The sequence below is a fragment of the Pseudomonas mosselii genome (genome assembly GCF_003205295.1).
Classification (GTDB): Bacteria; Pseudomonadota; Gammaproteobacteria; order Pseudomonadales; family Pseudomonadaceae; genus Aquipseudomonas; species Aquipseudomonas mosselii_B.
Window position 1 is genome coordinate 96,549 of record NZ_QJRP01000002.1, and the last position, 17,804, is coordinate 114,352.

Annotated in this window: 15 protein-coding genes; 10 read left to right on the top strand and 5 right to left on the bottom strand. The window is 63.8% G+C overall.

Going from position 1 to position 17,804, the window contains the following annotated elements:
• Positions 1-30: 30 nt before the first annotated feature.
• From DMX06_RS02310 to DMX06_RS02320, 3 genes are all read right to left on the bottom strand, one after another.
• Positions 31-345 carry a DUF2388 domain-containing protein gene (locus DMX06_RS02310; protein WP_028688550.1) on the bottom strand — a complete coding sequence of 105 codons (315 nt, stop codon included), beginning with the start codon at positions 343-345 and terminating at the stop codon, positions 31-33.
• A gap of 92 nt (positions 346-437) precedes the next feature.
• The gene (locus DMX06_RS02315; protein WP_110734208.1) at positions 438-2,120 is read right to left on the bottom strand and encodes a GspE/PulE family protein; all 1,683 of its coding nucleotides are present in this window, start codon (positions 2,118-2,120) and stop codon (positions 438-440) included.
• Positions 2,121-2,219: 99 nt separating this feature from the next.
• Positions 2,220-2,534 (bottom strand): hypothetical protein, encoded by a 315-nt coding sequence (locus DMX06_RS02320; RefSeq protein WP_110734209.1) that lies wholly within the window; start codon positions 2,532-2,534, stop codon positions 2,220-2,222.
• 126 nt (positions 2,535-2,660) lie between these two features.
• Between DMX06_RS02320 and DMX06_RS02325 the strand changes: the two genes are divergently transcribed.
• Positions 2,661-3,131, top strand: coding sequence for an Lrp/AsnC family transcriptional regulator (locus DMX06_RS02325; protein ID WP_110734211.1), 471 nt, complete (start codon positions 2,661-2,663; stop codon positions 3,129-3,131).
• Positions 3,132-3,188: 57 nt separating this feature from the next.
• Here DMX06_RS02325 and DMX06_RS02330 read toward each other — a convergent pair whose 3' ends face one another.
• On the bottom strand, positions 3,189-4,568 hold the full coding sequence (locus DMX06_RS02330; protein ID WP_110734214.1) for a CYTH domain-containing protein: 1,380 nt from the start codon (positions 4,566-4,568) through the stop codon (positions 3,189-3,191).
• A gap of 128 nt (positions 4,569-4,696) precedes the next feature.
• On the opposite strand from DMX06_RS02330, the gene argE reads away from it, so the two are divergent.
• Positions 4,697-5,842, top strand: a complete 1,146-nt coding sequence (gene argE, locus DMX06_RS02335; RefSeq protein WP_110734216.1) for an acetylornithine deacetylase — start codon at positions 4,697-4,699, stop codon at positions 5,840-5,842.
• A 109-nt stretch (positions 5,843-5,951) separates the two neighbouring features.
• On the top strand, positions 5,952-7,250 hold the full coding sequence (gene argA, locus DMX06_RS02340) for an amino-acid N-acetyltransferase (RefSeq protein ID WP_110734217.1): 1,299 nt from the start codon (positions 5,952-5,954) through the stop codon (positions 7,248-7,250).
• A gap of 203 nt (positions 7,251-7,453) precedes the next feature.
• Here the strand turns inward: argA and DMX06_RS02345 are convergent, their stop codons facing one another.
• A complete protein-coding gene (locus DMX06_RS02345; protein ID WP_110734219.1) occupies positions 7,454-8,830 on the bottom strand; it encodes a glutamine synthetase family protein in 1,377 nt (458 codons plus the stop codon).
• A gap of 667 nt (positions 8,831-9,497) precedes the next feature.
• On the opposite strand from DMX06_RS02345, the gene DMX06_RS02355 reads away from it, so the two are divergent.
• From DMX06_RS02355 to DMX06_RS02385, 7 genes are all read left to right on the top strand, one after another.
• Positions 9,498-10,856 carry a glutamine synthetase family protein gene (locus tag DMX06_RS02355; RefSeq protein ID WP_028688542.1) on the top strand — a complete coding sequence of 453 codons (1,359 nt, stop codon included), beginning with the start codon at positions 9,498-9,500 and terminating at the stop codon, positions 10,854-10,856.
• Between the two features lie 48 nt (positions 10,857-10,904).
• Positions 10,905-12,266: an aspartate aminotransferase family protein gene (locus DMX06_RS02360; RefSeq protein ID WP_110734223.1), complete on the top strand. Its 1,362-nt coding sequence runs from the start codon at positions 10,905-10,907 to the stop codon at positions 12,264-12,266.
• Positions 12,267-12,435: 169 nt separating this feature from the next.
• Complete coding sequence (locus DMX06_RS02365) at positions 12,436-13,533, top strand: polyamine ABC transporter substrate-binding protein (RefSeq protein ID WP_110734225.1); 1,098 nt, start codon at positions 12,436-12,438, stop codon at positions 13,531-13,533.
• Positions 13,534-13,694: 161 nt separating this feature from the next.
• Complete coding sequence (locus tag DMX06_RS02370; RefSeq protein ID WP_110734226.1) at positions 13,695-14,789, top strand: polyamine ABC transporter substrate-binding protein; 1,095 nt, start codon at positions 13,695-13,697, stop codon at positions 14,787-14,789.
• A gap of 57 nt (positions 14,790-14,846) precedes the next feature.
• Positions 14,847-15,989, top strand: a complete 1,143-nt coding sequence (potA, locus tag DMX06_RS02375; protein ID WP_110734228.1) for a polyamine ABC transporter ATP-binding protein — start codon at positions 14,847-14,849, stop codon at positions 15,987-15,989.
• A 35-nt stretch (positions 15,990-16,024) separates the two neighbouring features.
• Positions 16,025-16,906: an ABC transporter permease subunit gene (locus DMX06_RS02380; RefSeq protein WP_181427772.1), complete on the top strand. Its 882-nt coding sequence runs from the start codon at positions 16,025-16,027 to the stop codon at positions 16,904-16,906.
• Positions 16,903-17,796, top strand: coding sequence for an ABC transporter permease subunit (locus DMX06_RS02385; RefSeq protein WP_110604142.1), 894 nt, complete (start codon positions 16,903-16,905; stop codon positions 17,794-17,796). The genes DMX06_RS02380 and DMX06_RS02385 overlap by 4 nt, the downstream gene beginning before the upstream one ends.
• The last annotated feature ends 8 nt before the right edge of the window (positions 17,797-17,804 follow it).

The window sequence follows — 17,804 nt, forward strand, 5'->3', positions numbered from 1 at the left end:
GTCGGACCGGCCGGAAAGGGGGGTAGAGTTTTATTCGGCCACGGCGTTCTTGGCCAGGATCGCGTTGGCCAGCTCCATGTCGCTGGCCTGGACGCCTGGGTTGTCCGCGCGTACCTGGCGGATCGCGGCTTCCAGGAAAGGCCCGCGGATGGCGCCTTCACTGGCGACGAAGCTGCCGGCGTCGTCCTGGGCGGCGACGATCAGCTTGTGATCCTTGAAGGTCAGGTAGGTCGAGGCAGTGGTGGCACCGGAGGAGATGATGTTGCGCCAGAACGTGTCGGCCATGGCGGAGCCAAGGGGCAGCGAGCAGAGGACGGTGGCTGCGATGGCTGTTTTGAAACGCATGATGAATCACCTCGGTCGATGAGGGCTGTCGGAATGCCGATTTGATCAGGTTTACCACTGCCAAGTTCCCGACCACACAGGGGATTTCTTACTTATCCACAGACCCGCAGCACTTCCTCGGGGGAGGTCAGCCGTTGCTCGGCCAACCGGCGTCCGCAGCGGCGCAGGTCGTGCAGGCCATCGGCGGCCGCCTGCTGGCGCAGCGCCTCCAGGTCGGCACCCGGGGTGATGCGCTGGCGCAGCGCGCTGCCGACCCGGAGCAGCTCGAACAGCCCGGTGCGGCCATGAAAGCCGCTGCCCCGGCAGGTCTGGCAGGCGGGGCGATCGGTGTGCTCCATGCCTTGGCAGGCAGGACACAGGGTGCGCACCAGTCGCTGGGCCATGACCCCGAGTAACGTGGCCCTGATCAGGTAGTCGGCCACCTTCAGCTCCTGCAGGCGGGTGATCGCCGCGCAGGCATCGTCGGTGTGCAGGGTGGACAGCACCAGGTGGCCGGTCAGGGCTGCCTGTACCGCCACCTGGGCGGTTTCCTGGTCACGGATCTCGCCAATCATGATGATGTCCGGGTCTTGCCGCAGCAGGGCGCGCACGCCATCGGCGAAGTCCAGGCCCAGGCCGGGTTGCACCTGCAGCTGGTTGATCGCTGGCTCCAGCCGCTCGATCGGGTCTTCGATGCTGCACAGGTTGACTTGGGGCGTGGCCAGGTGGCGCAGGCTGGCGTAGAGGGTGCTGGTCTTGCCCGAGCCGGTGGGGCCGGTCACCAGCAGGATGCCCTGGCGCCGCTGCAGCAGGGTTTTCCACTGGGCCAGCAAGGGTGCCTCCAGGCCAAGGTGTTCGAGGGTTTCGTGACGTAGTTGCGGGTCGAACAGGCGCAGCACCAGCTTTTCGCCGAATGGCGTGGGCAGCGTGGACAGGCGCAGTTCGATTTGCGCGCCATCCGGCAGGCGACTTTTCAGGCGGCCGTCCTGTGGCCGGCGTTTCTCCGCCACGTTCATCCGGCCCAGGTGCTTCAGGCGGCTGACCATGGCCACGGCGATGCCCGCCGGGAAGGCGTAGACGGGGTACAGCAGGCCATCGATGCGCAGGCGCAGGTGACCCAGTTCACGGCGCGGTTCCAGGTGGATATCGCTGGCGCGCTGCTCGATGGCGTACTGCAGCATCCAGTCGACGATGCGCACCACATGCTGATCGTCGGCGCTCGCCTGGGCTTGGCTGGCGCCCAGCTCCAGCAGTTGCTCCAGCTCGCCGAGCCCGGGTGTAGGGGGCTGTCCGGCACCGCGCAGCGAATGCGCCAAGCCGAAGAAGGTGGGCGTCAGCTGGCGGATCTGCCGTGGGCTGGCCAGCACACGCTGCACGCGCTTGCCCAGGCCGTGGGTCAGGTCGGCCTCCCAGTCGCGTCGATAGGGCTGGGCGCTGGCCACGGTGACGCTGCTGTCGTCCAGCGCCACGGCGAGGATGCCGTGACGCTCGGCGAAGGCCGCGGACATCAGGCTGGCGATCTGTGTCAGGTCGACCTGCAGCGGGTCGATGTGCAGGAACGGTTGGTCCACCAGGCCCGCCAGCCAGTGGCAGAGCGCGTCGAGGCTCAGGTGCTGGCCAGGGTGCAACGGGTCTGCCAGGGCCAACTCGGCGATCAGCTCCAGGGGATGCTCGTCAGGGTGCAGCCTGGCCCGTTCGAGCGCCTTGAGCGCGTCGCAGGCGGCGATCCGCTGTTCGGCGAGCAAGGCGTCGAGCAGGCGGTTCAGGTCCAGGTCTTGGCTAGCGTTGGCGAACATGGCGAGCTCCCTGCCAGGTGAACGGTGACGCTGGCAAGGCTAGCCAGAGGGCGTAGCGACTGGATGGATAAAGGGTTTCGGAATCTTGCCGGAGCGCGTTCAGGCCGAGGCGGCCTGCGCCAAGCGTGGCCGGCACTCCAGGCTGACATCGGTCACGCAGACCAGATTGCGCAGCTTCTGCGCGATGACTTCGGCGCGGTGCCAGCTCAGGCCGCCGATGCCGATTTCCATGTCCAGCAGGTCATCGCACTGGCTGACCCGCACGCTGTGCGGCGTGAGGAACTGCAGGGCGAACAGGTTGAGCACCCGGCACAGGCTGTCGGGTTCCGCCTCGGCCTGTAGGCGATAGTGGACGGTGCTGTGGGCGGTGTTGGCGGCCCAGGCATCGATCCTGGGGTGTTCGGCTGCGTGCATGGCATTTCTCCGCGGAAGTGGAGAAATTCTTGCACGTTGATGGGGGTATTTTTTCGCTATGATTTGAGTGTTTTCCATTCATTGCGAATAATTCAATTCGCAAATTTAAACTTTTGGGAATTGATAATGCATAGCGAATTGGATGCCTATGATCGGCGCATCCTCGAACTGCTGCAGGAGGACGCGTCGCTGTCCAGTGCGCAGATCGCCGAGCGCGTGGGGCTGTCGCAATCGCCGTGCTGGCGGCGCATCCAGCGCTTGAAGGAGGAGGGTGTGATCCGCGGGCAGGTGACCCTGCTGGATCGCAAGAAGGTGGGGCTGAACACGCAGATCTTCGCCGAGGTAAAGCTCAACGCCCACGGGAGGTCGAGCTTCGCCGAGTTCACTGAGGCAATCCGCGGCTTTCCCGAAGTGCTGGAATGCTACGTGCTGATGGGGGCGGTGGACTTCCTGCTGCGCATCGTCACCTCGGATATCGAGGCATATGAGCGGTTCTTCTTCGAAAAACTGTCGAACGTGCCGGGTATCCAGGAAGTGAACTCGATCGTGGCGTTGTCGGAGATCAAGTCGACCACCAGCTTGCCATTGAGACCCTGAGGCGTCGATCGCGGGGCAAGCCCGCTCCTACGAGGTGCAGGAGCGGGCGGCGCGGACTCAGGCCTTGAGCAGGTGCTTCCAGGCGCGGTTCTGTTCGATGGCGCGGGCCTGCTCGATGCGGGCTTCGAGCAGTTCTTCCTTGCCTTCTTCCACCAGGGGCAGCTCGGCCAGCTCGTGCAGCTTGTTCAGCTCGCCGTAGAGGCGGTCCTGCTGCGGCAGGTCCAGCACCTGGCGGGCGTGGTGCAGCCAGGTTTGCACGCATTCGATGCGCGGCAGCTGCTCGGCCAGGTCTTCCGGGCGCTGCACGTACAGCGGCAGTTTCAGGGCGCGGGACTCCTCGCCCAGCAGGTGTTGCAGCCAGCTGGCCAGCTGCGCCTTGCCCTGGCGCTCGCCACGGCCCTTGCGCTCGGCGGTCCAGGCGCGGGCGGTCAGCCAGCGCGCGGTCTCCAGGGAGAACTGGCCCCAGCGCGGGTCTTCCAGCTCTTCGGCGAACTGCTCGGGGGCGGCGCGGCGAATGTCTTCGTCATCGTTGCCGGCCAGTACCAGCGGGCGCCAGTCTTCCAGCAGCGCGTCGAGGCTGGCGCGCAGGGCGCGGGTAGTCGGACGCGGCGCTGCCTGGCCGAGACTGGCGGTGAGGGCGCGCAGTTCGGCCAGGCAGCGAACCCAGTCCTGCAGCAGGCGCCAGTGGCCATTGTGGCGATACTGCTCGGCCAGGCGCTGGCTGCTGCCCAGCAGTTGCCAGGCGAGGGCGGCGTAGGCGTCGTCCAGCGGCATCTCGGCCTGCAGTTCGGTCACCGGCAGGCCCAGTTCGTAGCTGTCCGGATCGAGCAGGCGGTAGCCGCGCTCGGCCTTGCTGATGTCGCAGGGCATCAGGGCCAGGCTGGCGGACAGCTCGGCGGCCAGTTCCAGAAGGGCTTCCGGGGCCCCTTCGCGCAGTTCCAGCTCCAGCTCGCAAATCTCTTCCTTGCGCTTGCCGGCGATCACGAAACCTTGATCCAGCGCGGCCTCGATCACCACCTTCGCCTTGCCGCGGCCCCAGGCGATCTCGGCGTACTCGCGGGTGAAGTCGGTGGTGAACAGCGGCTTGATGGTCTTCTTGTCCAGCCCGGCCAGTTGCTCCGGCCAGCAGGTGCCGTCGAGCTTCTTCAGGTCGAGCTTGGCCTTGTCCAGGTGCCACTCGTGCTCGTTGCGCTCGGACAGCCCGGCCACGCTCTGGCCACGGCACTTGAGGGTCTGGATGATGACCTCGCCATCGCGGCGCAGGCGCAGGGCGACACGGGCGGCGGACAGGTCGCGCTCCGGGGTGTCGAAGTACTGGTTGAGCAGTTCGCGGGTCTGCCAGCCGGACTTGTTGCGCTTCTTCAGCAGGGGGTGCTCGCGCAGGGCGGCAAGGGTCTCGCGGCTGGCGCGGAGTTTGAGTTCGGTTTCTTTGTGCATCGCGGGCTCGGAAGGAGGGGCATCGTTGCTGGGCAGTCTACAGTACTTGCTCCACGAGGATGCTGCGGATTGCCAGGTGACGGGTAGCCATTGTTATGATGCCTTTCACGCCGTCGAGGAGTCCGCGCATGCCGTTGCCGTCGCTGAAAGACCAGTTCGCCGCCCTGATCGCCGCGCCCTCGGTCAGTTGTACCCAGCCTGCGCTGGACCAGTCCAACCGCGCGGTCATCGACCTGCTGGCCGGCTGGCTGGGCGACCTGGGGTTCACCTGCGAGATCCAGCAGGTCAGCCCCGGCAAGTTCAACCTCCTGGCCAGCCGCGGCACCGGCCCGGGCGGCCTGGTGCTGGCCGGGCACAGCGATACCGTGCCGTACGACCCGCAGCTGTGGAGCAGTGATCCGCTCAAGCTGACCGAGGTCGATGGCCGTTGGGTCGGGCTGGGCAGCTGCGACATGAAAGGCTTCTTCGCCCTGGTCATCGACGCAGTCATCCCGCTGCTCGAACACGATTTCAAGCAACCGCTGCTGATCCTCGCCACCTGCGACGAGGAAAGCTCGATGTCCGGCGCTCGCGCCCTGGCCGAGGCCGGCCAGCCACTCGGACGGGCGGCGGTGATCGGCGAGCCCACCGGGCTCAAACCGATCAGGATGCACAAGGGCATCCTCATGGACCGCATCGACATCCTCGGGCGCAGTGGCCATTCGTCGGATCCGAGCCTGGGCCGCAGCGCCATGGAAGCCATGCACGCGGTGATGGGCGAGCTGATGGGCCTGCGTCGTACCTGGCAGGAGCAGTACCGCAACCCGCAGTTCACGGTGCCGACGCCGACCCTGAACTTCGGCTGCATCCACGGTGGCGACAACCCCAACCGCATCTGTGGCCAGTGCGCCCTGGAGTTCGACCTGCGCCCGCTGCCGGGCATGGATGTCGAGCAGCTGCGCGCGGCGATCCGCGGCAAGCTTGCGCCATTGGCCGAGCGCCATGAAGTGCGTATCGACTATGCGCCGCTGTTCCCCGAAGTGCCGCCGTTCGAGCAGAACGCCGACAGCGAACTGGTGCGGGTGGCCGAACGTCTGACCGGCCACCGCGCCGAAGCGGTGGCCTTTGGCACCGAAGCGCCTTATCTTCAGCAGCTCGGTTGCCAGACCATCGTGCTCGGCCCAGGTGACATCGCCTGTGCCCACCAGCCCGGCGAATACCTTGAAATGTCACGAATCGAGCCTACCGTGCGTCTATTGCGTGACCTGATCCGGCACTATTGCCTGAGCCATTGATCTTTCCCTGACCAGAGGAGACCGCGCGTGACCGCAAGCCTGTTCCGACGATGACTTTCGAACGTTGTGCGCCTTTTCGTTCTCCGTTCACTTATCCACAGGCCCTGTCATGCCCGATTACGTCAACTGGCTGCGCCATGCGTCTCCCTACATCAACGCCCACCGCGACTGCACCTTCGTGGTCATGCTCCCCGGTGACGGCGTCGAACACCCGAACTTCGGCAACATCGTCCACGACCTGGTACTGCTGCACAGCCTCGGCGTGCGCCTGGTGCTGGTCCATGGCTCGCGCCCGCAGATCGAAAGCCGCCTGGCTGCCCGCGGCCTGACCCCGCACTACCACCATGGCATGCGCATCACCGACGCGGCGACGCTCGACTGCGTGATCGATGCGGTCGGCGCCCTGCGCCTGGCCATCGAGGCGCGCCTGTCGATGGACATGGCGGCCTCGCCGATGCAGGGCTCGCGCCTGCGGGTGGCCTCCGGCAACTTGGTCACGGCACGGCCGATCGGCGTGCTTGAAGGGGTCGACTACCATCACACCGGCGAAGTGCGCCGGGTCGACCGCAAGGGCATCAACCGCCTGCTCGACGAGCGCTCCATCGTACTGCTGTCGCCGCTGGGCTATTCGCCGACCGGCGAGATCTTCAACCTCGCCTGCGAGGACGTGGCCACTCGCGCCGCCATCGAGCTGGGCGCCGACAAGCTGCTGCTGTTCGGCGCCGAGCCGGGCCTGCTGGACGCACATGGCCAGCTGGTGCGCGAGCTGCGGCCACAACACATTGCGCCGCACCTGCAGCGCCTGGGCAGCGACTACCAGGCCGAGCTGCTGGATGCCGCCGCCGAGGCCTGCAAGGGCGGCGTGGCGCGCAGCCATATCGTCAGCTATGCCGAGGACGGTGCGCTGCTGACCGAGCTGTTCACCCGGGGTGGCGGCGGCACGCTGGTGTCCCAGGAGCAATTCGAGGTGGTGCGCGAGGCGACCATCGAGGATGTCGGCGGCTTGCTGGAGCTGATCAGCCCGCTGGAAGAGCAGGGCATCCTGGTGCGCCGTTCGCGCGAGGTGCTGGAGCGAGAGATCGAGCAGTTCAGCGTGGTCGAGCGCGAGGGCATGATCATCGCCTGCGCGGCGCTGTACCCGATTGCCGACTCCGAGGCCGGGGAGCTGGCGTGCCTGGCGGTGAACCCGGAGTACCGGCATGGCGGGCGTGGCGACGAACTGCTCGAGCGCATCGAGGAGCGGGCGCGCAAACTGGGACTCAATACCCTGTTCGTGCTGACGACTCGGACCGCGCACTGGTTCCGTGAGCGTGGCTTTGCACCCAGTGGCGTGGAGCGGCTGCCGGCGGCGCGGGCTTCGCTGTACAACTACCAGCGCAATTCGAAGATCTTCGAGAAGCCGTTGTAAAGCTGTTCGCCAGCTTGTGCGGCCCCTGTGGGAGCGGCCTTGTGTCGCGAAAGGGCTGCATAGCAGCCCCGGCGATATCAGCTTGATGCACGAATCCTGGGGGCGCTTCGCACCCCTTTCGCGACACAAGGCCGCTCCTACAGGGGGCGCGGAGTCGCCGGAAGGCCAAACAAAAACGCCGCCCTTGTGGGCGGCGTTTTCGTTTACACGGTATGCAGGTACCAGTTGTACTCGAGGTCGGAGATCGAGTGCTCGAACTCCTCCAGCTCGCTCTCCTTGCACGCGACGAAGATGTCGATGTACTTCGGATCGATGTACTTGTTGAGGATCTCGCTGTCGTCCAGCTCGCGCAGGGCATCACGCAGGTTGTTCGGCAGGCTCTGCTCCAGCTGCTCGTACGAGTTGCCTTCGATCGGCTCGCCCGGTTCGATCTTGTTGGTCAGACCGTGGTGCACGCCGGCCAGCACGGCCGCCATCATCAGGTACGGGTTGGCGTCGGCTCCGGCCACGCGGTGTTCGATGCGTACGGCGTCCGGCGAGCCGGTCGGCACGCGCAGGGCGACGGTGCGGTTGTCCAGGCCCCAGCTCGGTGCGTTGGGCACGTAGAACTGCGCACCGAAACGACGGTACGAGTTGACGTTCGGGCAGAGAAACGCCATCGAAGCGGGCAGGGTCTCGAGCACACCGCCGACAGCGTGACGTAGCGCGGCGTTCTGCTCGGGATCCTCGCTGGTGAAGATGTTGTTGCCATCCTTGTCCAGCACGGAAATGTGTACATGCAGGCCGTTGCCTGCCTGGCCCGGGTAGGGCTTGGCCATGAAGGTGGTGTCCATTTCATGGTCGTAGGCGATGTTCTTGATCAACCGCTTGAGCAACACCGCGTAGTCACAGGCCTTGAGCGGGTCGGCGACGTGGTGCAGGTTGACTTCGAACTGCGCCGGGGCGCTTTCCTTGACGATGGCGTCGGCCGGGATGCCTTGTTCCTTCGCGCCTTCAAGGATGTCCTGCAGGCAGTCGGCGTATTCGTCGAGGTCGTCGATCAGGTACACCTGGGTCGACTGCGGGCGCTTGCCCGAGATCGGCGAGCGTGGCGGTTGTGGGCGGCCGTTCACGTTCTCCTGGTCGATCAGGTAGAACTCCAGCTCGAACGCGGCGCAGATGGTCAGGCCCATGTCGGTGAACTTGCTCACCACCTGGCGCAGCACTTCACGCGGGTCGGCGAAGAACGGCTCGCCTTCGATTTCGTGCATGGTCATCAGCAGCTGCGCGGTCGGGCGCTTCTGCCAGGGTTCGTTGGAGAGGGTGCCGGGGATGGGGTAGCAGATGCGGTCGGCGTCGCCGATGTCCAGGCCAAGGCCGGTGCTTTCGACGGTCGAACCGTTGATATCCAGGGCGAAGAGGGAGGCAGGCAGGTTGATGCCTTTCTCGTAAACCTTGTGGAGGCTGGTGCGCTCTATGCGCTTGCCGCGCACCACACCATTCATATCTGCAATCAGAAGGTCAACGTAGAGAACCTCAGGATGTTCCTTAAGGAACGCGTTCGCTTCGTTAAGCTGAACGGCACGCGGGGGTACCGACATGATGCAACACCTTTGTTGTTAAAAATATCAATCAAGGGGGGCTTGCAACCCCAGTCAATCGGAAAGACCAGGTGAAGTCAAGCCAAGCCCATGATGCCCTTAAATGGCACATCTACGGCAGATTTGCTGCATATCGGGGCGTGCCATTATCCGCTATTTTCGCCCTGAAGGGTTATCCCGAGCGGGGCGTGTTTTATTTTTTACGGAGAGGTTGTGTAAAAAAATGAACGAGGATAAGCTCGGTCACAACCCAGAACACAATAATACGAGGGTCACATGGTCCGCTTGCCGAGACCTGTCAGCGCCGCATGCACGGTGCGTTCAGGTACATCTCCCGGTTGCCGTCCGGTCATCGCACGCCTGCATCGAAAGGGCGCCGCACTGGCCGCAATAATTGACGGTTCGCGTAAAAAAGCCATACCTCGTAACGCTTTACCGCAACACCTCCTTTCCTTCTGCCCTTCGCTTTCTGCTCGGACACGCGCTCGCGGTGTGTATCCGCTGTGGTCCGGCGCGTGGGGTTTTGCTTTAGCCATGCACAGCATCCAGAATCAAGGCGCGGGCCTTTCCAGGCCCCTCGGCGCCCTGCGCGCCGACTTTGCCCGACGCCTGGCGTCAGTGGCCGCCGGTTGCCTTCAACCGCGCCACATTACCTCCTGAGGTATTTATGAGTCACAACCTCGACCAGCTCACCGATTGGTTGAAAGAGCACAAGATCACCGAAGTGGAATGCCTGATCAGCGACCTGACCGGCATCACCCGCGGCAAGATCTCGCCCACCAACAAGTTCATCGCCGAGAAGGGCATGCGCCTGCCCGAAAGCGTGCTGCTGCAGACCGTGACCGGCGACTACGTCGACGACGACATCTATTACGAACTGCTCGACCCGGCCGACATCGACATGATCTGCCGCCCCGACGAGAACGCGGTGTTTCTCGTGCCATGGGCCATCGAACCGACCGCCCAGGTGATCCACGATACCTACGACAAGAAGGGCAACCCGGTCGAGCTGTCGCCGCGCAACGTGCTGAAGAAGGTCCTGAAACTCTACGCCGACAAAGGCTGGCAGCCGATCGTCGCGCCCGAGATGGAGTTCTACCTCACCAAGCGTAGCGAAGACCCGGACTTTCCGCTGCAGCCGCCGGTGGGCCGTTCCGGCCGCCCGGAAACCGGACGCCAGTCGTTCTCCATCGAGGCGGCCAACGAATTCGACCCGCTGTTCGAGGATGTCTACGACTGGTGCGAACTGCAGCAGCTGGATCTCGACACGCTGATCCACGAGGACGGCACCGCGCAGATGGAAATCAACTTCCGTCACGGCGACGCGCTGCACCTGGCCGACCAGATCCTGGTGTTCAAGCGCACCATGCGCGAGGCGGCGCTCAAGCACAACGTGGCCGCCACCTTCATGGCCAAGCCCATGACCGGCGAGCCGGGCAGCGCGATGCACCTGCACCAGAGCGTGGTCGACGTGGCCACCGGCAAGAACATCTTCTCCAACGCCGACGGCAGCATGAGCGAGCTGTTCCTGCACCATATCGGCGGCCTGCAGAAGTTCATCCCCGAGGCGCTGCCGCTGTTCGCCCCCAACGTCAACTCGTTCCGCCGTTTCCTGCCGGACACCTCGGCACCGGTGAACGTCGAGTGGGGCGAAGAGAACCGCACCGTCGGCCTGCGCGTGCCGGATGCCGGCCCGCAGAACCGCCGGGTCGAGAACCGCTTGCCGGGCGCCGACGCCAACCCCTACCTGGCCATCGCCGCGAGCCTGCTGTGCGGCTACATCGGCATGGTCGAAGGCATCGAGGCCAGCGCGCCGGTGCAGGGCCGTGGCTACGAGCGGCGCAACCTGCGCCTGCCACTGACTATCGAGGACGCCCTGGAGCGCATGGAGAACAGCCGCGCGCTGGTGCAGTACCTGGGCAAGAAATTCATCACCGGCTACGTCGCCACCAAGCGCGCCGAGCATGAGAACTTCAAGCGCGTCATCAGCTCCTGGGAGCGTGAGTTCCTGCTGTTTGCTGTGTGATCAACCCTGAGGCCGCCTATGGGCGGCCACCGGAAAATGGAGAGGCACATGAGCGTCAACAACCCGCAAACCCGTGAATGGCAAACCCTGAGCGGCGAGCACCACCTTGCACCCTTCAGTGACTATAAGCAGCTGAAGGAGAAGGGGCCGCGCATCATCACCAAGGCGCAGGGCGTGCATTTGTGGGACAGCGAGGGGCACAAGATCCTCGACGGCATGGCCGGCCTGTGGTGCGTGGCGGTGGGCTATGGCCGCGAAGAGCTGGTGCAGGCGGCAGAAAAGCAGATGCGCGAGCTGCCGTACTACAACCTGTTCTTCCAGACCGCCCACCCGCCGGCGCTGGAGCTGGCCAAGGCGATCACCGACGTGGCGCCCGAGGGCATGACCCATGTGTTCTTCACCGGCTCCGGTTCCGAGGGCAACGACACCGTGCTGCGCATGGTCCGCCACTACTGGGCGCTCAAGGGTAAACCGCACAAGCAGACCATCATCGGCCGCATCAACGGCTACCACGGCTCCACCTTTGCAGGTGCGTGCCTGGGCGGCATGAGCGGCATGCACGAGCAGGGCGGCCTGCCGATCCCGGGCATCGTGCATATCCCGCAGCCGTACTGGTTCGGCGAGGGTGGCGACATGACTCCGGACGAGTTCGGCGTGTGGGCGGCCGAACAGCTGGAGAAGAAGATTCTCGAAGTCGGCGAGGACAACGTCGCCGCCTTCATCGCCGAACCGATCCAGGGCGCGGGTGGGGTGATCATTCCGCCAGAGACGTACTGGCCGAAGATCAAGGAGATCCTGGCCAAGTACGACATCCTGTTCGTTGCCGACGAAGTGATCTGCGGCTTTGGTCGCACCGGCGAGTGGTTCGGCTCCGACTACTACGACCTTGCGCCTGATTTGATGACCATCGCCAAGGGCCTGACCTCCGGTTACATCCCCATGGGTGGTGTGATCGTGCGTGACAAAGTGGCCAAGGTGATCAGCGAAGGTGGTGACTTCAACCACGGCTTCACCTATTCCGGCCACCCGGTGGCGGCTGCGGTGGGCCTGGAAAACCTGCGCATCCTGCGTGACGAGAAAATTGTCGAGCGCGCCCGGACCGAAACGGCACCGTATTTGCAAAAACGACTGCGTGAGCTGCAGGACCACCCGCTGGTGGGCGAGGTGCGCGGCCTGGGCCTGCTCGGCGCGATCGAGCTGGTCAAGGACAAGGCCACCCGCAGCCGCTACGAGGGCAAAGGCGTCGGCATGATTTGCCGCACCCACTGCTTCGAGAACGGCCTGGTGATGCGCGCGGTGGGCGACACCATGATCATCGCGCCACCTCTGGTGATCAGCCGCGAAGAGATCGACGAACTGGTGGAAAAGGCGCGCAAGTGCCTGGACCTGACCTACGAAGCGGTCAAGTGACAGTCTGCTAGGCTGGCGAGGTGACATTAATGTCGTTGCAAGGCCCTGCTTTGGTTGAAACAGCGCCTTGTAACTTGCCAGACTAACGGCTGTTTAGTCGCCCAACGCGCGTCCCGTGGTACCTGGCTGCTGAACAGATGGCTTGATAATAAATTCTGGAGCATTACGCATGAAGAAATTGGGCAAGACGCTGCTGGCCGCCGCCCTGATGGGTGCCATGGCCACCGCTGTTCAGGCTGACGACAAGGTGCTGCACGTCTACAACTGGTCGGACTACATCGCCCCGGACACCGTGGCCAACTTCGAGAAAGAGACCGGCATCAAGGTCGTCTACGACGTCTTCGACAGCAACGAAACCCTCGAAGCCAAGCTGCTGGCGGGCAAGTCGGGCTACGACATCGTCGTGCCGTCCAACAATTTCCTGGCCAAGCAGATCAAGGCCGGCGTTTACCAGGAGCTGGACCGCTCCAAGCTGCCTAGCTGGAAGAACCTCGACCCTGCCCTGCTCAAGGCTGTTGGCGACGCCAGCGACCCGGGCAACAAGTTCGCCTTCCCCTACATGTGGGGCTCCATCGGCATCGGCTACAACCCGGAGAAGGTCAAGGCCGCGCTGGGCATCGACAAGATCGACTCGTGGGACGTCGTGTTCAAGCCCGAGAACATCGCCAAGCTCAAGAGCTGCGGCGTGAGCTTCCTCGATGCCCCGACCGAGATGATCCCGGCCGCGCTGCACTACCTCGGCAAGCCGAGCGACAGCACCAAGAAAGAAGATCTGAAGGCCGCCGAAGATCTGTTCCTGAAGATTCGTCCGTCGATCACCTACTTCCACTCCTCCAAGTACATCTCGGACCTGGCCAACGGCAACATCTGCGTGGCCGTGGGTTACTCGGGTGACCTGGAGCAGTCCAAGGCCCGTGCCCACGAGGCTGGTGACAAGGTCAAGCTGAACTATGTCATTCCGAAGGAAGGTGCTGGCACCTTCTATGACATGGTCGCCATTCCGAAAGATGCCGAGAACGTCGACGCAGCCTACAAGTTCATGGAGTACCTGCTGCAGCCGAAAGTGATGGCCGGTATTACCAATGCTGTACGGTTCCCGAACGGCAACAAGGCGGCCACCGAGTTCGTGGACAAGGACATCACCAGCGACCCGGCCATCTATCCGTCCGAGGAAGTGAAGGCGCAGCTGTACGCCATCAAGGCGCCGGAGAAGACCGCCCAGCGCGAGATCACCCGTAGCTGGACCAAGATCAAGTCGGGCAAGTAAGCCCGATGCAAGGCCCTCTGGGCCGGGGTTTCCCGGCCCAGAGGCAAGTAAAGGCAAATAAGTTTGCGGCATCCACGCCGTGAAGGTAAGTTGCGCGCCGGTTTTGCGTGTGCGGCCGAGGTTTACTGCCCGCAAAGGCACTGATTGTGAGGACCACCCACTTGTCTATTTCTGTTTTTCGCAAGGCCTTGATGGCTGGAGCGGGTCTGACGCTGGCTTGCAGCGTCCAAGCGGCGCCCACGGTGCACATCTACAACTGGTCTGACTACGTCGGCCCCAACACCCTCGCTGATTTCCAGAAGGAAACCGGCATCACCCCGAAATACGACGTCTTCGACAGCAACGAGACGCTGGAAGGCAAACTGCTGGCCGGACGCACCGGCTATGACGTGGTCGTGCCGTCCAACCATTTCCTCGGCAAGCAGATCAAGGCGGGCGCGTTCCAGAAGCTCGACCGTGACCTGTTGCCCAACTACGCGAACCTCGACCCGGCGCTGATGAAGCGCCTGGAGAAGAACGACCCGGGCAACCAGTACGCCGTCCCCTACCTGTGGGGCACCAATGGCATCGGCTACAACGTCGAGAAGGTCAAGGCGGTGCTGGGCACCGACAAGATCGACTCCTGGGCGGTGCTGTTCGAGCCCGAGAACATGAAGAAGCTCAGCAAATGCGGAGTGGCCTTCCTCGACTCGGCCGACGAGATGCTCCCGGCGGTGCTCAACTACATGGGCCTGGACCCGAACAGCAGCAACCCGAAGGACTACCAGGCAGCCGAAAAGAAACTGCTGGCCGTGCGTCCGTACGTCACCTATTTCCACTCATCCAAATACATCACCGATCTCGCCAACGGCGATATCTGCGTGGCCGCCGGCTTCTCCGGCGATATTTTCCAGGCCAAGGCCCGCGCCGAAGAGGCGAAGAAGGGCGTGAAGCTGGCCTACGCCATTCCCAAGGAAGGCGGCAACCTCTGGTTCGATGTGCTGGCGATTCCCAAGGACGCCAGCAACGTCAAGGAGGCCCACGCCTTCATCAACTATTTGCTGAAACCTGAGGTGATCGCCCAGGTCAGTGATTACGTCGGTTACGCCAACCCGAACCCCAAGGCTGGCGACCTGATGGACCAGGCCGTGAGGACTGACGCCGCGGTTTACCCACCGCAGGAAGTGCTGGACAAGATGTTCGTCAACGCCGAGTTGCCACCCAAGGTGCAACGTTTGATGACCCGCAGCTGGACCAAGGTCAAGTCGGGCAAGTAACAATCCAGGCCCGCCAGCGCAGCGGCGGGCACATAAATCTTGTTGGGAGTTTCACTCATGGCAGTTGCCTCCGGTGCCTATAAGAAAGCCCTCGAGGGTGGCCAGCAACCCAAGCAGGTGCTGGTCAAGATCGACCGGGTCACGAAAAAGTTCGACGAAACGGTAGCCGTGGACGATGTGTCCCTGGAAATCCGCAAGGGTGAGATCTTCGCCCTGCTGGGCGGCTCCGGGTCCGGCAAATCGACCTTGCTGCGCATGCTGGCCGGCTTCGAGCGTCCGACCGAAGGGCGGATCTTCCTCGATGGCGTCGACATCACCGACATGCCGCCCTACGAGCGGCCGATCAACATGATGTTCCAGTCCTACGCACTGTTCCCGCACATGACCGTGGCGCAGAACATCGCCTTCGGCCTGCAGCAGGACAAGATGCCCAAGGCCGAGATCGACGCCCGCGTGGCCGAGATGCTCAAGCTGGTGCACATGACCCAGTACGCCAAGCGCAAGCCGCACCAGCTCTCCGGTGGCCAGCGGCAGCGCGTGGCCCTGGCCCGTTCGCTGGCCAAGCGTCCCAAGCTGCTGCTGCTCGACGAGCCCATGGGCGCGCTGGACAAGAAACTGCGCTCGCAGATGCAACTGGAACTGGTGGAGATCATCGAGCGCGTGGGCGTGACCTGCGTGATGGTGACCCACGACCAGGAAGAGGCCATGACCATGGCCCAGCGCATCGCCATCATGCACCTGGGCTGGATCGCCCAGATCGGCAGCCCGATCGATATCTATGAAACCCCGACCAGCCGCCTGGTCTGCGAGTTCATTGGCAACGTCAACCTGTTCGAAGGCGAAGTGGTCGACGATGCCGAAGGCCATGCGGTCATCGCTAGCCCGGAGCTGGAGCGCAAGATCTACGTCGGCCACGGTGTCACCACCTCGGTCGAGGACAAGCACATCACCTACGCCCTGCGTCCGGAGAAGCTGCTGGTCACCACCGAGCAGCCGACCTGCGAGCACAACTGGTCGCGCGGCAAGGTCCACGACATTGCCTACCTCGGCGGCCACTCGGTGTTCTACGTCGAGCTGCCCGGCGGCAAGATCGTCCAGTCGTTCGTCGCCAACGCCGAGCGCCAGGGCACCCGCCCGACCTGGGATGACGAAGTCTACGTGTGGTGGGAAGACGACAGCGGCGTGGTACTGCGCTCATGAAACCACGAAAGCTCAAACGAGCCCTCCAGCGCTTGATCCCCGAAGGGCGGCACCTGGTGATCGGCGTGCCGTTCATCTGGCTGTTCCTGTTCTTCATGCTGCCGTTCTTCATCGTGTTGAAGATCAGCTTTGCCGAAGCCGACGTGGCGATCCCGCCGTACACCGAGATCTATACCTATCTGGAAGGCAAGGTGCAGCTGGTGCTGAACCTGGCCAACTACGGCCTGCTCACCGAGGACGAGCTGTACATCGCGGCCTACCTCGGTTCGTTGAAGGTGGCCTTCTTCAGCACTTTGCTGTGCCTGCTGATCGGCTACCCGATGGCCTACGCCATCTCCAAGGCCAGGAAGGAGTCGCAGACCGTTCTGCTGCTGCTGATCATGATGCCGACCTGGACCGCGATCCTGATCCGCGTCTATGCCTGGATGGGCATCCTCAGCAACAACGGGCTGCTCAACAGCTTCCTGCTGTGGCTGGGCGTGATCGACCAGCCGCTGCAGATCCTCAACACCAACCTGGCGGTCTATATCGGCGTGGTCTATTCGTACCTGCCGTTCATGATCCTGCCGCTGTACGCCAACCTGGTGAAGCACGACGAGAGCCTGCTCGAAGCCGCATCGGACCTGGGTTCGAGCACCTTCAACAGCTTCTGGAAGATCACCGTGCCGCTGTCGAAGAACGGCATCATCGCCGGCTGCATGCTGGTGTTCATCCCGGTGGTGGGCGAGTTCGTCATCCCTGAACTGCTCGGCGGCCCGGAAACCCTGATGATCGGTAAAGTGCTGTGGCAGGAGTTCTTCAACAACCGTGACTGGCCGGTGGCATCCGCGCTGGCGGTGGTGATGCTGGCGATCCTGATCGTGCCAATCCTGCTGTTCAACCGTAGCCAGGCCAAAGAGATGGAGGGCCGCGCATGAAACGCTTCAGTTTCTCCAAGCTGATGCTGGTGCTCGGCTTGCTGTTCATCTACCTGCCGATGCTGATCCTGGTGATCTACTCGTTCAACGCCTCGAAGCTGGTGACGGTGTGGGGCGGCTGGTCGGTGAAGTGGTACGTCGGCCTGCTCGACAACACCCAGCTCATGGGTTCGGTGATGCGCTCGTTGGAGATCGCTTGCTACACGGCGGTCGCCGCGGTGGCGCTGGGCACCCTGGCCGCCTTCGTGCTGACCCGGGTCACCCGCTTCAAGGGCCGCACCCTGTTCGGTGGCCTGGTCACTGCGCCATTGGTGATGCCCGAGGTAATCACCGGTCTGTCGCTGCTGCTGCTGTTCGTGGCCATGGCGCAGATGATCGGCTGGCCCCAGGAGCGTGGCATCGTCACCATCTGGATCGCCCACACCACGTTCTGCGCCGCCTATGTGGCGGTGGTGGTGTCGGCGCGCCTGCGTGAGCTGGACCTTTCGATCGAGGAGGCGGCCATGGACCTGGGCGCCAAGCCGTGGAAGGTGTTCTTCCTGATCACCATCCCGATGATCGCGCCGTCGCTGGCGGCGGGCGGCATGATGTCGTTCGCCCTGTCGCTGGATGACCTGGTGCTGGCCAGCTTCGTTTCCGGCCCGGGCTCGACCACCCTGCCGATGGAGGTGTTCTCGGCCGTGCGTCTGGGCGTGAAGCCGGAGATCAACGCCGTGGCCAGCCTGATCCTGCTGTCGGTGTCGTTGGTGACCTTCCTGGTCTGGTACTTCAGCCGCCAGGCCGAAGAGCGTCGCCGCCGGGCGATCCAGCAGGCCATCGAAGAGGGCGCCGCGGCGAACGTCTCGCAGCCGCAGGTCCGTCGTCCGGCCCAGGCCGCAGCGCAGGCTTGAGCCAACGC

Coding starts and splice junctions, on each gene's coding strand:
- DMX06_RS02310 (WP_028688550.1), bottom strand. CDS start 345: ATGCGTTTCAAAACAGCCATCGCAGCCACCGTCCTCTGCTCGCTGCCC.
- DMX06_RS02315 (WP_110734208.1), bottom strand. CDS start 2,120: ATGTTCGCCAACGCTAGCCAAGACCTGGACCTGAACCGCCTGCTCGAC.
- DMX06_RS02320 (WP_110734209.1), bottom strand. CDS start 2,534: ATGCACGCAGCCGAACACCCCAGGATCGATGCCTGGGCCGCCAACACC.
- DMX06_RS02325 (WP_110734211.1), top strand. CDS start 2,661: ATGCATAGCGAATTGGATGCCTATGATCGGCGCATCCTCGAACTGCTG.
- DMX06_RS02330 (WP_110734214.1), bottom strand. CDS start 4,568: ATGCACAAAGAAACCGAACTCAAACTCCGCGCCAGCCGCGAGACCCTT.
- argE (WP_110734216.1), top strand. CDS start 4,697: ATGCCGTTGCCGTCGCTGAAAGACCAGTTCGCCGCCCTGATCGCCGCG.
- argA (WP_110734217.1), top strand. CDS start 5,952: ATGCCCGATTACGTCAACTGGCTGCGCCATGCGTCTCCCTACATCAAC.
- DMX06_RS02345 (WP_110734219.1), bottom strand. CDS start 8,830: ATGTCGGTACCCCCGCGTGCCGTTCAGCTTAACGAAGCGAACGCGTTC.
- DMX06_RS02355 (WP_028688542.1), top strand. CDS start 9,498: ATGAGTCACAACCTCGACCAGCTCACCGATTGGTTGAAAGAGCACAAG.
- DMX06_RS02360 (WP_110734223.1), top strand. CDS start 10,905: ATGAGCGTCAACAACCCGCAAACCCGTGAATGGCAAACCCTGAGCGGC.
- DMX06_RS02365 (WP_110734225.1), top strand. CDS start 12,436: ATGAAGAAATTGGGCAAGACGCTGCTGGCCGCCGCCCTGATGGGTGCC.
- potA (WP_110734228.1), top strand. CDS start 14,847: ATGGCAGTTGCCTCCGGTGCCTATAAGAAAGCCCTCGAGGGTGGCCAG.
- DMX06_RS02385 (WP_110604142.1), top strand. CDS start 16,903: ATGAAACGCTTCAGTTTCTCCAAGCTGATGCTGGTGCTCGGCTTGCTG.